9 protein-coding genes are annotated in these 15,386 nt (G+C 54.5%); 5 read left to right on the top strand and 4 right to left on the bottom strand.

The annotated features are described in order from the left end of the window. Positions 1–14 precede the first annotated feature (14 nt). From SH248x_RS07125 to SH248x_RS07110, 4 genes are read left to right on the top strand one after another with little or no spacing between them, the layout of a single operon-like run. Positions 15–1,352 carry a DUF5690 family protein gene (locus SH248x_RS07125; protein ID WP_459557835.1) on the top strand — a complete coding sequence of 446 codons (1,338 nt, stop codon included), beginning with the start codon at positions 15–17 and terminating at the stop codon, positions 1,350–1,352. Between the two features lie 18 nt (positions 1,353–1,370). Further along, entirely contained in the window at positions 1,371–2,534 is a 1,164-nt protein-coding gene (locus SH248x_RS07120; RefSeq protein WP_459557834.1) for a TIGR03364 family FAD-dependent oxidoreductase, read from the top strand. After that, positions 2,521–3,321, top strand: coding sequence for a phosphonoacetaldehyde hydrolase (gene phnX / locus SH248x_RS07115; RefSeq protein WP_459557833.1), 801 nt, complete (start codon positions 2,521–2,523; stop codon positions 3,319–3,321). Before SH248x_RS07120 ends, phnX begins: the two co-directional genes overlap by 14 nt. A gap of 39 nt (positions 3,322–3,360) precedes the next feature. Then, positions 3,361–5,229, top strand: coding sequence for a LamG-like jellyroll fold domain-containing protein (locus SH248x_RS07110; protein WP_459557832.1), 1,869 nt, complete (start codon positions 3,361–3,363; stop codon positions 5,227–5,229). Between the two features lie 189 nt (positions 5,230–5,418). Here SH248x_RS07110 and SH248x_RS07105 read toward each other — a convergent pair whose 3' ends face one another. The 4 genes from SH248x_RS07105 to SH248x_RS07090 all read right to left on the bottom strand — a co-directional run bounded on the left by SH248x_RS07105 (position 5,419) and on the right by SH248x_RS07090 (position 11,090). Then, positions 5,419–6,510 (bottom strand): aldose 1-epimerase family protein, encoded by a 1,092-nt coding sequence (locus SH248x_RS07105; protein WP_459557831.1) that lies wholly within the window; start codon positions 6,508–6,510, stop codon positions 5,419–5,421. A gap of 656 nt (positions 6,511–7,166) precedes the next feature. After that, positions 7,167–8,303 (bottom strand): Gfo/Idh/MocA family protein, encoded by a 1,137-nt coding sequence (locus tag SH248x_RS07100; protein WP_459557830.1) that lies wholly within the window; start codon positions 8,301–8,303, stop codon positions 7,167–7,169. Between the two features lie 232 nt (positions 8,304–8,535). Beyond that, the gene (locus SH248x_RS07095; RefSeq protein ID WP_459557829.1) at positions 8,536–9,585 is read right to left on the bottom strand and encodes a sugar phosphate isomerase/epimerase family protein; all 1,050 of its coding nucleotides are present in this window, start codon (positions 9,583–9,585) and stop codon (positions 8,536–8,538) included. A gap of 236 nt (positions 9,586–9,821) precedes the next feature. Then, positions 9,822–11,090: a hypothetical protein gene (locus SH248x_RS07090; protein ID WP_459557828.1), complete on the bottom strand. Its 1,269-nt coding sequence runs from the start codon at positions 11,088–11,090 to the stop codon at positions 9,822–9,824. Between the two features lie 511 nt (positions 11,091–11,601). Here SH248x_RS07090 and SH248x_RS07085 point away from each other — a divergent pair. Then, entirely contained in the window at positions 11,602–15,312 is a 3,711-nt protein-coding gene (locus tag SH248x_RS07085; protein ID WP_459557827.1) for a family 16 glycoside hydrolase, read from the top strand. The last annotated feature ends 74 nt before the right edge of the window (positions 15,313–15,386 follow it).

Genomic DNA, 15,386 nt, shown 5'->3' with positions numbered 1-15,386 from the left:
ATCGGTCTCCTCGTATGACTTCGAACACTCCATTGCAACAATCGAATCCCGATTCGACGCGCTGGAACACCGTCGTGTTCGCGTCGCTCGCGGGGTTTCTGGCGTACTTTGCGATGTATGCGTTTCGTAAACCATTCACGGCTGCGGTCTATCCTGACGAGACGTTGTGGAATACCGGCGTCCAACTCAAGACGGCGTTTGTCGTCGCGCAGATCTTTGGCTATGCGGTCTCGAAGTACATCGGCATTGATGTCTGTTCTCGCCTGGGCAACAAAAGTCGTGGCGTTGTCTTGATTGGACTGATCGTCGTTGCTGAGTTGATGCTGGTCCTGTTTGCGGCTTTGCCGATGAACTGGAAGGTCGTCGCGATTTTCGCCAATGGTGTCCCGTTGGGAATGGTCTGGGGGCTAGTGGTCCGGTATCTCGAAGGTCGACGCTGTTCTGACTTTCTGCTCGCGGCACTCTGCTGCTCGTTCGTCGTCTCCAGCGGGATCGTCAAGGACGTCGGGCGTTACTGGCTGTATTCGGGTGTGGAAACGTACTGGATGCCGGCAGTGACGGGACTCTGCTTTCTGCCGGTCTTTTTCCTGGCGGTCTGGATGCTGGAGTCGATTCCAAACCCGACGCGACTGGACGAACAGGAACGACAACGACGCACGCAGATGAGCGCTACACAGCGTTCCGCGTTTCTTCGCACTCACTGGTCGATCCTGTGGCCGATGTTTGTTCTCTATACCATCATCACTGCGTATCGTGATTTTCGAGACAACTATGCGATCGAAATGCTCAACAGTCTCGGCTATGAAGGGACTGCAGGGGGCTTTTCGGCGATGGAACTTCCGGTCGGGCTGCTCGTGACGCTGGCATTGGGCGGTCTGATGCTGATTCGTGACAACGCTCGTGCACTCATCGCGATTTATTCCTGCATGGTCATCGGCATGATCGTCGTCGGCTTGTCGACCTGGCTATCAATTGCAGGACAGATCGATGGGATGACGTGGATTGTCGGCATAGGTATTGGGGCCTATCTGACCTACTTGCCGTTCAATGCGGTTTTGTTCGAGCGGATGGTGGCCCTCGGTGGCGGGGGGACTGCGGTCTTCGGGATCTATCTCGCCGATGCCTTGGGATATACCGGCAGTGTGGGAGTGCAACTTTATAAAGATCTGGCAGCTCAACAGCTGGATCGACTGACGTTCTTTCAGGGCTTTTCGTTACTGCTTTCGGTCATCGGTATTTGTTGCTTAGCCGTGAGCGGACGAGCACTTTTTGCTTCCACCATGTTTCAAACAACTGGCAGTCAGCCAGTCAACAACGGGGAGACCGTCCTGGCGACAGCGACGACCCCGTAAATCGTTAGAAAGAAGAAGATGCATTACGACGTTATTATCGCGGGCAGTGGAATCGTTGGACTTGGGCACGCCTGGGCTGCGGCGAAGAAGGGGCTCTCGGTCGCGGTTTTTGAATCCAACGGTCGGCCGGAAGGGGCGAGTATTCGCAATTTCGGAATGATCTGGCCGATCGGTCAGCCAAGTGGCGAAGCGAGAACTCTGGCATTGCGCAATCAGAAACTGTGGGAAGAATTGGGCGAAGCTGCTGGCTTTCCGGTCGAAAACTGTGGCTCTTTGTTTCTGGCTCACCATGATGATGAGATGAGAGTGCTCGAAGAGTTCGCAGCACATTCGTCGTCTAAGGGAATGTCGCTGGAGATTATTAGTGGTGCTGAAGTTCTCAAGCGTATGCCGTGCGCGAATCCCGACGGACTGGTCGGTGGCATGTTCAGCGGAACCGAACGACGCATCCACCCGCCGACAGCGATTTCTTCGATTGTTGCTTATCTGAACTCGGTGGTCGGCATCGACTTTTATTTTGATACGCCACTCACTCGCATCAAGGATCAAAGAGTCTATGCAGCTGACGGGCGTGCCTGGACAGCCAATCGGATCGTCGTCGCCAATGGTGCGTACTATAAGACTCTGTACCCTGATCAGCACCGCGAAGAACGTCTGAAGATTTGCAAGCTGCAGATGATGCTCTCTGTTGCCCAGCCACAAGGCTGGCATCTTGGGCCACACATGGCGAGTGGTTTAACGCTCCGACATTACCCTGCGTTCAACTGTTGCCCATCTCTCCAGCAGGTCAAGCAACGGGTCGCAGAAACAATGCCGGAACTGGATCGCTATGGCATTCACGTAATGGCATCGACCACGCCGAATGGTGAACTCATTCTCGGGGATTCCCATGAATACGGCGACGACATTGAGCCGTTTGATAAAAGCGAAATCGATGATCTCATCATGCGTGAGATCAATAAAGTTATCGTTCTCAGCGATGCTCGGATCTCGCGTCGCTGGACGGGATTCTATGCCAAACATCCTAAGCAGATGTTCTCTGTGAGGGAAGTCGAGCCGAGCGTTTATCTGGTCAACGGTCTTGGCGGGAACGGAATGTCATTGAGCCTCGCGGTCAGTGAATCGGTGATCGATCAATGGGAAACAGCGAAACACTGGGAGGTGAGCAATGAGCCTGCTTGAAACAACGGTCTCTTCGAAAGTGAAGCTGGTCATCTTCGACTGGGCGGGCACGATCATCGATTTCGGAAGTCGTGCACCTGTGGTCGTTATGCAGAACTTGTTTGTCACTCACGGCGTTCCCGTCACCGATCAGGAAGTCCGTGAGCCCATGGAGACAGCGAAGCGGGACCACATCCAGGCCATCCTCGCGATGCCATCTGTGCGATTGCGCTGGAAGAATCGCTTCGGAGCTGAGCCGACGGAGTTGGACCTTGATGGCCTTTTCCGTGAATTCCTACCGATGCAGAAGACCGTTCTTCGTGAATACACTCAGCCGATTCCCGGCGCGATTGACCTTCTGAATCAGCTTCGAGCCAGCGGAATCCAAATCGGCTCGACCACGGGCTATACGCGTGAGTTGATGGAGATCGTCATCCCGTCGGCCAAGGAACGGGGATTATCGCCGGACTTCGTCGTGACTTCCGATGAAGTTCCTCAAGGGCGTCCTGCACCAGACATGATTCAAAAAGTCATGCAGCTGGCAGGTATCGTTGATCCGTCTGAGGTGGTCAAGGTTGACGATACGATCGTTGGTATTCAATCAGCCGTGAATGCCGGTTGTCGCGGAATCGCCGTGATGGCATCTGGCAACTCGTTGGGGATGTCTTTTGAGGACTATCAAAAACTGCCGATCAGCGAGCGCGAGATCAAACTTTCTGAGATCCGCCGGCAGTTCGAGCAGGCCGGCGCTGATGATGTCATCGAGACTGTTGCAGACCTTATGGATCTTCTCGATATCGTTCGATAACGCCCCTCTTACTTCCCCGTTCAATTTGAAGCCCGCATCATGTTGAAACTCCAGGTAGCACTTTTCACTATCGCGCTCGTTGTCATTGGCAGTTCACCCCTGCTGGCACACGACGGTCCTGATCCGGTTGCGCGCTGGCGGTTCAACGAACGAACCGTTGGGTTTGATAAGCTGAATGCTGCCGTCGTTAAAGCGATCCTCGGTCCGGACGGTCACATCAGCGGACAGCATCGAGTCGTTGGTGAAGCTGAGAATGCTCGACTCCATATTGCTGGCGAACGCGCAGTCATCCAATGCGGTGAAGACTTCGCATCGTCGAAAGCGTACCTGCCGGAGAAGAATCTGACTGTTTCCGCCTGGGTCTCGATCGAGAAACCTCAAGAATGGGGCGGCGTTGTCGGGATGATACAAGACAACGGAAACAACGAATCGGGCTGGCTGCTCGGCTACAACGAGAAAGCGTTTACCTTCGCTTTACGTGGCGAGAACGGGACGGGGCGTCTGACGTACCTTGCCAGTAAGACAAAGTACGAGCCTGGCAAAATCTACCATGTTGCAGGTGTCTATGATGGCGAAGTGATGCAGCTGTACGTGAATGGCAAACTTGAATCGACCAGTCAAGAACAGTCGGGGAAGATTGTCTATCCCTCCACCTCGCCATTCGTCATCGGGGCCTATCAGGATTCGGATGAATTCTACTCTCACCAGGGCGAGCTTGGTGAGATCTCGATCTACGACAGCGTTGCCAAGCCAACGTGGGTCGAACATGAGTTCTCGCATCATGCCGGTCTGGCGGTGTTACCTGCCTCGGTCAAAGCCGCTCCACTGGAGTTCGTCATCAAGCCGTATCTCCAGTTTGGAACCAAGACCAGCATGACAGTCATGTGGCGGACCAGTAAGCCCTGCATCGGAACAGTTCTGTACGGCGAGACCAATCAAACGCCAACCGCGATCAAAGACTCTGCTCCGACAACAATTCATGAACTACGAATCGAAGGACTCTCTCCACAAACACAGTACTTCTACCGAACGCAATCGACTGCCGAAGGAGAAGCAACCACATTAAAAAGCGACCTCGCGACCTTCCAGACTGCAGTCAACGAGGAGACTCCTTTCGCATTCGCCGTCATCAGCGACACGCAAGGAAACCCGAAGGTCGCAGGCCAGCTTGCCAGTCATGCCTGGGGACAACGTCCCAGTTTCTTGCTCCACGCCGGCGATCTTGTTGATACCGGTCCTCGAGATGACCACTGGACGAAACACTTTTTTCCCAGCCTTGATCCCTTGATTCGCAATGTCCCGTTCTATCCTGTTCTTGGAAACCATGAGCAGAACGCTCAGAATTACTTCGACTACGTTTCTCTGCCAGACCCCGAATACTTCTATGAGTTCCAGTTCGGCAATATGCATTTCTTCATGATTGATTCGAATCGGAAGGTCGAGCCCGGTTCAGAGCAGTATGAATGGCTTGAACAGGCTCTCAAGAAGTCAAAAGCCACCTGGAAAATTGTCTGTCACCACCATCCACCCTATTCCTCAGATAAAAATGATTACGGCGACTTGTGGAAGACAAATAAAGGCACCCGCGGCGACATGCGGGTCCGACTGCTGGTTCCGCTGTACGAGCAATACAACGTCGACATCGTCTGGAATGGCCACATCCACTCCTACGAACGAACATGGCCGGTCCTGAAAGATCAAGCCGTTGAAGAGGGCGCGCCGTTTTACATGATTACGGGGGGCGGCGGCGGACCTTTGGAAACCCCTGGCCCGATCCGGCCATTTTTCCAAAACACGGTCCGATATGGCCATCATTACACGATGGTCCGCGTGAACGGCAAGACGCTGGAAATCCAGGTCTACGACTTGGAGAACCGACTTTTTGACCAGTTGAAGATCACCAAATGAATTGGTGTGGTCGAATCTATTTTGAACCAGATCAATCTTCTAAAGTCCTGCCGTGACATGCGATGATACCAGCAAACGATTCCCTCCAGGAATTGAATCGCCAGAAGAAACGCGGGTGAATCCAAGAGGTAGTGCGAAGCAGCGAAATGGTAGCAACGCAGGACGACGGTGGAACAGAGCTCTAAAGAATCACTCTGAGCCTTTTGTCAGCCAGTTGACCATGATTTCCGTTGAGTACGCGCGACCGGGGGGGATTTTCAAGATGCGACCAGCTTCTGCCTCGACCCAGCGGGGATTGGGATAACCGGTGGCAGGTTCCAGGCCGACGACATAGCCATCGAAGGAACTGGGTGTGTTTTTCCAATAGCTGAAGCAGGGAAGAGAATCGACGCGGTAAGTGACGCGAACCCCCTGGGACTTTTTTGAATTGAGAAAGCGGATGCTGGCGTAACCGTTTTCGTCGGCGTTATTGCTGATGTAATAGACGTCTTCGGGGCGATCGGCTTTCGGCGCTGGGACGGTGGCCCAGTCTTCGGGGATGTTAATGCCAAGCTTCTGATGCAGGACCTGACTGGCGTTGACCTCGATCGTCGAACCGGGATCGAGTAGAGGCTCGCCGACGTTGAGGTGATAGAGCAATTGACTCTCGGCTGGCAGGGTCGAGAGATTTGAAATCTGATCATTGATGGCGAAGGAGGTCTGCCCGAACGGAATGGTAACGGAAGCAGTGAGTCGCAGTTTCTGGAAGTGGAAGCGGGTTTCGTCGACGATGCCGGTGATGTTGATCGTTTTGTGATCGAGATCAACGGTTGCGGCTACGTGGTGAGCGGGGAGATTGCCGATGCGGCCGTGGAGAGGGAGCTGGAGAATCCCCTGCTCGTCGATGACGGGTGGGCCGTTGTTTTCCAGGCCGCAGCGGACGAGGAGTTCGTCGAAACCATCCAGCCAGCCAATGCCGTTTGGGGCATGGACCGGGACGAAGGAGGGGTGAACAGGACCGCGAACCGGAGATCGCCAGCCGAGTTCGAGAGGCTCGCCGTTGTCCCCTTTGGCGTAGGCTTTCCACAGGGACATGCCGCGTGTGGGGATGACCACGAGGGTCATTACACCGTTATTGACTTCGATGACCTGGACCCCTTCTCGCTTTCCGCCGTGGAGGGTGCGCAGCTGGATGGACCATTTGTCGGGAGCGGTTTCGCCAGCGGTGTAGGTGATTTCGGCTGGGAGATCCGTGGAGGTGTCGTCGATGAGGGTCCAGGAGAGTTGGCGAGCAGTGCTCATGGGGGATTCCTGAATTGTAATGCAGGGATTACGGTCTCGATTACGCAATTCTAATCACACGCGAGTGATCAGTAAGCATTTAGCACTGTAAAACGTTAATCATTAAGCAACCTTTGTCATACAAATCGAGATTTTGCAGAAGCAGGACCGCAGCAAGCTCATATGCGAAAAGCGACAAGTCGTCCATCGCGTGGAGTAGTCACAAGTGAGCAACATTCGCCTTTGATGACTTCTTGTGTTTGACCATAGACAGTTGTGACGTCAGTACATAATGCTGCGATAACTACTTCGCAGTGGAATCCATTGCATCCAGCCTCACGAAATGGGATGACATTGTTGAACCATTCGATTGATTTAGATGGAGCTATCCAGTCGACGCTGGTTGAGATCATCCACCAGTCTGCCTTGACCTCTACTGAAACGGACGCGATTCCCAAATTCAAAATGTCTCGAACGAGCAGTGTGGCGAGTATCTGTGGAGTTGGGACGGAGGTACCAGTGAATAGATGGGGACGTTTTCTAATTGCAGTCCACGGTTCAAGGAATGTTAAGTCCGCTTCTGAATATTCTGGATTTACGGAATCGAGCAGACTTCCCTCCATTGAATACACCTTGAGAAAGACAGGGGGTTGACACCCCCCGCTCGCCTGTGGGATCTACTTAGAAACTTCCCATTTGTGGTCTTTGGCGCTTTTGAGGACGGCGTCGACGACGTATTGGGTTTCGAGGGAATCTCGGAAGGTCGGGCTGCAGGGTTTGCCTTCGTCGAGGGACTTCATGAAGTCAGCGACCTGGTGGATGAAGGTGTGTTCGTAGCCGATTTGCAGTCCGGGAACCCACCAGTTGCCCATGTAAGGCTGGTCGCCATCGGTGACGTGGATAGAGCGCCAGCCGCGGATGATCGAATCGTTCTTGTAGTCGAAGTACTGCAGGCGGTGGAGGTCGTGGAGATCCCAGCGGATCGAGGCGTTTTCGCCGTTGATCTCGAGTGTATAAAGGGCTTTGTGACCACGGGCGTAACGGGTCGACTCGAAGTTGCCGAGGGACCCGTTTTCGAAGCGGCAGAGGAAAGAGCAGGCGTCATCGATGGTGACGGCTTGCTTCTTGCCGGTTTCGGTGTGGGTGCGTTCTTTGATGAAGGTCTCGGTCAACGCGGTGACGGACGAGATCGAGCCGTTCAGCCACACAGCAGTGTCGATGCAGTGTGCCAGAAGGTCACCGGTAACGCCCGAACCTGCAACAGCTGAATCGAGACGCCACAGCCCTGCCCCGCCTTGTGGGAGGTCAGCGGAGATCGTCCAGTCCTGGAGGAACTGGGCACGGTAGTGGAAGATTTTCCCCAGACGTCCTTCGTCGATCAGCTGCTTAGCCAGCATCACGGCGGGTACCCGTCGGTAGTTGTACCAGACGGTGTTGGGAACATTGGCCTTCTCGACGGCGGCGACCATCTTTTCGCCTTCCGCAGCGTTCATCGAGAGTGGCTTTTCGCAGAGGATCATTTTGCCAGCTTCAGCGGCGGCGATCGCGATCTCGGCATGCAGGTGGTTGGGAGTGCAGATATCGACGGCGTCGACGTCATCGCGTTTGATGACTTCTTTCCAGTCGCTTTCAATGTGCTTATAGCCCCATTGGTCAGCGAAGGCTTGCGTCTTCTCTTTGTCGCGTCCGCAGACAACCTGCAGGACCGGGGTGTGTTCGGTTTTGAAGAAGTGAGGAGCTTGAGCGTAACCATTGGAGTGGGTACGGCCCATGAAGCCGTGACCGATGAGACCGATGCGGACAGGTTTTGACATGGGGGGAGTTCCTTGGTTGGTGGCGCGAATGGCGAAAGTGTGGGGTGGATTGACGATGTTTTGAAATTGGGAATTAGAAATTTGAAATTGGCCGATCCGCTTCGCTGGAGTGGGAGTTTGGCTTGGAATCCACTGGGGTCAGCTAGAAATCCTGACCCCAGCCACCCCTTTCGCGATGAGGCTTCAATAGAGCGAAGCCTCCGGCTAATTTCTAATTCCCAATTACTAATTTCTATGACCAGCCGTGTTCATTACGGACGCTGATCATGGCTTGGAGGATCGAGTTCCAGGTTTCGGGTTTGCTCATGGTCGCGTTGGGGAACATGCAGCCGTCCCAGCAGATGTGTCGGAAGGCCATGGTCAGGCCGCCGTGGGAATCTCTGAGCCAGTAGCCCGCATCGTGGGGGATGTTGAGCTTGCCGTTGGGATCATTCGGCAGGCAGTGACGTCCGGTCTTATCGTGACTGCCGGAGCCGAAGACGGTCGCATCGTTTTGGGCGACGTGGAAGTCGATCGTCCAGGGGCGAAGAGCGTTCGTCAGCGTCTTGAGGGCGGCTTCGAACTTCGCGCGGTCCTTCCAGTCGTAGTCTTGTGGGAGGAGAGCATCTTCGGGAGCGTTGTAGCCGAGCAGGTACAGCAGCGTGTGAGCCATATCCGCCTGGAAGCCGATGATGCTCGGTCGGTCGGTCAGTTCGAGGAGTTGGACCATCTTCTTCCAGCCGTGCATCCCGCCCCAGCAGATTTCGCCTTCCGCTGCCAGACGCTCGCCGTAGCCATCCGCGACGTCGCAGGCTTCACGAAACGTCTGGGCGATGAGCTTGGTATTAGCCAGTGAATCGCCTTCGGCCCAGTCGTGAGGGCTGGCGGAGGAATCGATCCGGACGACGCCGTAATGTCGGATGCCGAGGTCTTTGAACTTCTTGGCGATCTTACAGGCTTTTTCGACCTGTGTGACGAACTGCTTGCGATCAGCTTCCGATCCCATCGCTGACCCGCCGCCAGTCGGTCCCCAGACCGGAGCAACGACGGAGCCGATGACGAGTCCTTTGTTGCCGACCATGTCCGCGACTTTTTTAATGTCGTCGTCGGTGGCGTCGATGGAGATGTGGGGATCGAAGAGGAAGAGGTCGACCCCATCGAAGCCGACGCCATCAACCTTGGCGTTCGCGGTGTACTCGATCATGGTTTCGAGCGGAATCGGCGGCTCCGAATCGGGCCCTTTGCCGACGACGCCTGGCCAGGCTGCATTGTGGAGCTTGGGAAACTGGTGGGTGGATGACATATGGGAGTCCTTGGTGTCAGGCGCGGATGGCAAGGTTGTGAGTTGGATAAACGCTGTCTTGAAATTAGAAATTGGGAATTAGGAATTGGCCGAACCGCTGTCGCCGTAGGTGGAGAGTAATATGAAACTCGACTGGGGTCAGCTAGCGATCCTGACCCCAGCCACCCTTTGCGTGATCAAGTCTCAAACGGGCGAAGCTGATCGGACAATTTCCAATTTCTATTTTCCAATTTCCACTACTTCGTTCGCTTAATCTCCGGCATGTGGGGATGCGCTTCCGGGCCGAAGTAGCGGAGGCCGACGAGGGGCTCGGTGCCGGTGTTTTCGATTGTGTAACCGGCGAGGGCGGCCTGGTTGCTGATGAAGACTTCGTCAGCGGTTTTCTCGCCGAAGTGGATCATCGCAGGGGTTTCGAGATCGACGTTATTGATCTTGCCCGTGCCCTGGACGGTGATCCAGCCGCTGGCTCCGTGATCCTTGATGGTGCACTTGGCGCCCGGTTCGACGGTCATTTCCTTAGAGCTGAAGTACAGCTGCCCATCAACAGTGCCGTAGACGATCCAGCGATCGGTGTAGCCTGATCCTGAGTTAGCTGGATCGACGATCGGTTCGACGTAGTTATTCTGCTTGAAGTTCGGATCGACGTTCTTCTCCCAGTCGAGCTGGCCGATGATGAAGTCGAAGTCCTGATGCTTCTCTTTGGGCATGTCTTTGACGAGCAGAGACCATGGCACGACGCGCCCTTCGACGAGTGACTGGAACATGCCGAAGACGTCCGAGCCCCATTGGGGTTCGTAGGTGCAAAGAGAACCGGGTGCATGGAGCACGCCGGGAGGGATCAGCCAGCCAGTGCCGCGCTTGAGACGGTAGGCCTTGGAGAGATCGAGAACGCCGTTGTCACCCTTGTTCCAATCAGCCAGACACTTCTTGAGGTCTTCTTTGGTCGTGCCCGGTTCCAGCCCCATGAAGGTGTACGCGAAGTTGTTATCGACGTTGTTCATCTGAGGCGAGAAGTAATACGACTCAGGCTTGCCTTCCTGGCCGACGAGCTTGGCGTCCTTGGCGGCCTGGTGGAAGTGGTGAGGAATCGGGCCCATGTTGTCGAAGAATTTCGAGTAGACCGGCCAGCGTTTGTATTCGTTCCACAAAGACTTCCCGATGAGGACTTCGGGAGCGCTTGCAATCGCTTCTTTGAAAAGCATGACGGTATCGCCGTTGTCGACGAAGGATTGACCTTCGTGCCAGACGCGTCCTTCGTTGGCAGCATCGGTCGTCGAAGCGAACCACCGTTCATCGATCCCGCCACGGTCGCCGCCGTAGGCGTAGTAATCATTGGGGGCGAGTTTGATTCTCTTGCCAGGGTGAAGGAAGCTGCGAGGAACCCAGGTCGGGGTCAGGCGAAGGATGCCTTGTCCCTCATCGAGAAGTCGCTTGGTGGTGTCTGCGACTTTGCTTTCCGAGACGAGCGTTTGTCCGTGGAAATTCTTATCACTGCGCATGAGCATTCCTTGGGAGGGTAGTAATTGGTAATTCGTAATTGGTAATTGGCCGAGCCGCTTCGCACGATTGGGAGTGACTCAAACTCAACTGGGGTCAGCTAACAATCCTGACCCCAGCCTCCCCTTGAACTTTTGAGAGACACAGGCAGGAATGTCAGTGTCCTCTTCCGGCTAATTACCACTCTATTGCCCTGATTGCGATGGGAACGCAATACCGTCAATTTCTAATTACCATTGAATATATCGAATTTCGTTGACGGATCGAAGCCTGCCGTGGCCAAATCATGCTGAAATAATACCGAAAAGCGAAAACCTTGCTTGTATTCCTATGGAGCTTTTTTTATACGTCTAAATGCGGCATTTTGCAGTGATGACGTGTATTTTCACAAATCACTGTGATAGGTTCGCAGGAATGATGTGAGTCTTTGGGAAGACAGGCCGGTTGTTGCAGCCGACCTGTGACGCTGTTCTCAGTTGATAAGCCCATTTGTTTTGCTCCTCCAGACAAGGTCACTTTATGCGTTTTGCTCTCGCCTTGATGCTTGCGATTGGGTTGCCATCGCTCGCGATTGCGGATGACTTTCAAAATCTTTTCAACGGCAAAGATCTGACCGGATGGAAAGGTCTTGAGGGGCATTGGTCCGTCAAAGATGGCAAGATCGTCGGGACATCCGTCGGTAAACCAGTCAAAGGGAACACGTTCCTCGTGTGGCAGGATGGCAAGCTGGCGGACTTTGAACTGATCGCCGAAGTTCGTGCAGAAGGCAACAACAGCGGGATCCAGTATCGAAGCGAGACAGTGGGAACGCCTGATGTCCTCAAAGGATATCAATGCGATATTCACCCTGCTCCTGAGTATCTGGGGATGATGTATGACGAAAAGCGACGAGGAATCATCGCGACTCGCGGTCAGAAGGGGACGCTGCCGGCTGGCGGGAAACTCAAAGTCACTCGGGAAATGCCCAAGACTCCTCAGTTCGAGGCAGACGAGTTCAATACCTATCGCGTGATTGGTGTCGGCAATCGACTGATCCATCAGGTTAATGGCGTCACTACGATTGACGTCACTGATGAGCAGCCAGAAGCAACAGCGCAGGGAGTTCTTGGACTACAACTGCACGCTGGCCCTGAGATGACCGTCGAGATCAAGAGCATTAAATATCGTCCACTCACCAAAGACGATGGGGCGAAGGTGCTCGAAGAAGTCGCCAAAGCAGAGACGAAGACAGCTGCTGCCAAACCAGCTGCCCGCAGCCAGAAGCCAGCGGATTTTGTGAGCAAAGATCCGAAGCCAAACTGGATCTGGGCGGACGAGAATCCTGACGCGGTTCAGTTTCGACATGAACTCGAACTGACTGGCAAGCCGGTATCAACCCAGCTGTACGTCAGCTGCGATAACATCGTCACTCTGTTCATCAACGGCAAGAAGGTTGCCACCTCGGACGAATGGCAGACGCCGACGACGAAGGATGTAAAGTCCTTTCTGAAGGCAGGCAAGAACCTCATTACTGCCGATTGCAAAAACGAGGAAGGAGTGGCGGCATTTGTTTTCAAGTTGTCTGTGAAAACCGATGACGGCAAAACGGCGACGCTGGTTTCGGATAAGACCTGGTTGCATCACACAGGCGGCGGGAATGATCTGAATAAGCAAACCGTCGCAGCGAACTGGGGCAAGCCTTCGCGCGAGATGGGGCTGATTGGACGAGAGCCCTGGGGGATTCCAGGTGGAGATTCTGGTTCAAACCAGCCGTATGCGGAAGAAATTGAGACACTGGCCGGCTTCAAAGTCGAGCGGATTTATGACGTTCCCAGAGATGAGCAAGGCTCATGGGTCGCTCTGTGTTCAGACGGCAAGAATGGGTTGATCGCCAGTGATCAGCAGGACAAAGGCGTCTATCACATTACCTTCAACACTGCCGGCGAACCTGTCGTCGAGAAGATCGAGCTGGATATCACCGGTGCTCAAGGACTGCTGATGCGGGAGGGAAGTCTCTACTTTGACCGTCAGCCAACAGGACTGCACCGCGCCTTCGACAGCAATGGAGACGGCAAGCTCGACAAAGTTGAGAAACTCCCCTCTGCAACGGGCAGTGGAGAACACGGTACGCATGCCATTATCGACAATAACGAAGGCGATGGATTTTATCTGGTGGCCGGGAACCACAGTCACTTGCCGCAGGATGTCGCTCGTTATCGCGTGAAGGCGTATGCAGAAGATGAGCTGTTTCCACGCAACTGGGACCCTCGCGGCCATGCTCGTGGGATTCTGGTTCCCGGGGGCTTCATTACGAAGTTCCACCTGAACGAGAAGTCACACGAACTTTATTCCATGGGGTTCCGTAACACGTACGATATCGCGCTGAATCGCCATGGCGATCTGTTTGCTTATGACGCCGATATGGAATGGGATTTCGGCATGCCGTTCTATCGTCCGACACGCATCCTGCACGCGACGAGCGGTTCTGATTTCGGATGGCGCAGCGGCTCACATAAAAGTCCTGACTACTATGAGGACACTCTGCCAGCCATTCTCGATATCGGTCCAGGGTCTCCAACGGGAGTCGTTTCTGGTCAGGGGCTGAAGTTCCCGACCAAGTACCAGGATGCGATCTATGTACTCGACTGGACGTTCGGAACAATCTATGCGGCTCACCTTGAACCATCAGGCAGCAGCTACAAAGCTGTCCTCGAACCGTTTCTGAATGGCAGTCCTTTGCCAGTCACCGACGCTGCTGTTGGCAGTGATGGCAACCTGTATTTCACGACGGGCGGACGAGGCGCGACCTCAGCGTTGTACCGCGTGAGCTATGTCGGAACAGATAGCCTGGCTGCTCCGACAGCTCCGCTTTCTGCAGATGTCAAGAAGATGCGCGAGCAACGTTTAGCAATTGAGAAGTATCACGGTGTCGTTGATCCCGCTGCGATTGAAGCGGCCTGGCCGTTGCTGGCAAGCGAAGACCGCGTCCTGCGATACGCGGCTCGCGTTGCCATTGAAGCACAACCGGTTGAGCAGTGGGCCTCGAAAGTCGCCAGCGAGACTCGACCACAGGCACAGATCACTTCTGCCATCGCGTTGGCTCGTGTTGGGACGAAAGACCAGCAGTCGATTGTCTTCGGAACGCTGCTGAAGCTGAATCCTAAGTCTCTCAATACCATGCAGGCTTTGGGACTGCTCAGAGCTTATGACGTCGCCTTCTGTCGGATCGGGCTCCCGGATGCGAAGACTCGAGAAGCGATTATTGCCCAGATTGAGCCGATGATCGAAAGCATTGATGCGGATGCCCGCATTCAGGCCGAAGTCATCAAGTTGCTGGTGGCAGTCAATGCTCCTGGCATTGCTCAGAAGGGTGTCGCGCTGCTGGTCGATCGAAAGCGGGCTCCGCTGGAATCCTGGGTCGTGCGACTGGAGAACAACAAACATTACGGCGGCACGATTCAAGAGATGTTCAAGAATCCGCCGGATCTGTTTGGTCTGCGACTGGCTTATTATCTCAAGAATCAGAAGAGCGGTTGGACGCTGTCTCAACGCCGAGACTTCCTGACGTTCCTCAATGCACAGGGTAAGGTTTCCGGAGGAGCCAGCTATCCTGGTTATCTGAAGCTGATTCGCGATGACTTCCTGGGAAATACAACGAACGACGTTCGTGCGGCTTTGGCCGATCTCTCAGGTGAATCCTTCCAGCCGCAGCCTGATTTCGAAGTCACTCAGCCGAAGGGACCGGGGCGGGAGTGGACGATTCCAGACGCAATGGAAGCGGTCAACAAGGCGGGTATGAACAACGCCAACTTTGAGAGCGGACGTAACTTGTACTTCGCGACGACCTGCGGCAAGTGTCACCGTTTCGCTGGCTTGGGCGGGGATGTCGGCCCTGACCTGACAACGATCGCGAACAAGTTCGATGCAAAGTACCTGATCGAATCGATCATTGAACCGAGCAAGAACATCTCCGATCAGTATCAGTCGACAACGGTTGTTCTCACCAACGGGCTTCAATACACCGGGCTTGTCGTCGAACGCGATGGGAAGTTCGTCATCTATCCTTCCGACCCGAATGCGAAGGAAGTCGTCGTCTCTGCTGACCAGATCGAAGTGAAAGAGCCATCACCGATCTCTCAGATGCCAGAGAAGCTGATCAACAATCTCAGCCCCGAAGAGCTGCGAGACTTGACGGCCTACCTGATGTCTGCAGGGGACCCGAAGGCGGGATACTACAAGCAGAAGAAGTAATCCGCAGGCAAGCGGGGAGTGTCAGCTCCCTGTGTTTTCATCCGCGCATGAAACGCCTTTCTCGCGATGCCTTT

Origin of the sequence: Lacunimicrobium album, from assembly GCF_052161635.1 — a bacterium.
In the GTDB taxonomy this organism is placed as follows: domain Bacteria; phylum Planctomycetota; class Planctomycetia; order Planctomycetales; family Planctomycetaceae; genus SXPC01.
The sequence above is the reverse complement of the archived record's forward strand: the minus strand, read 5'-3'. Positions and strand labels throughout refer to the sequence as shown.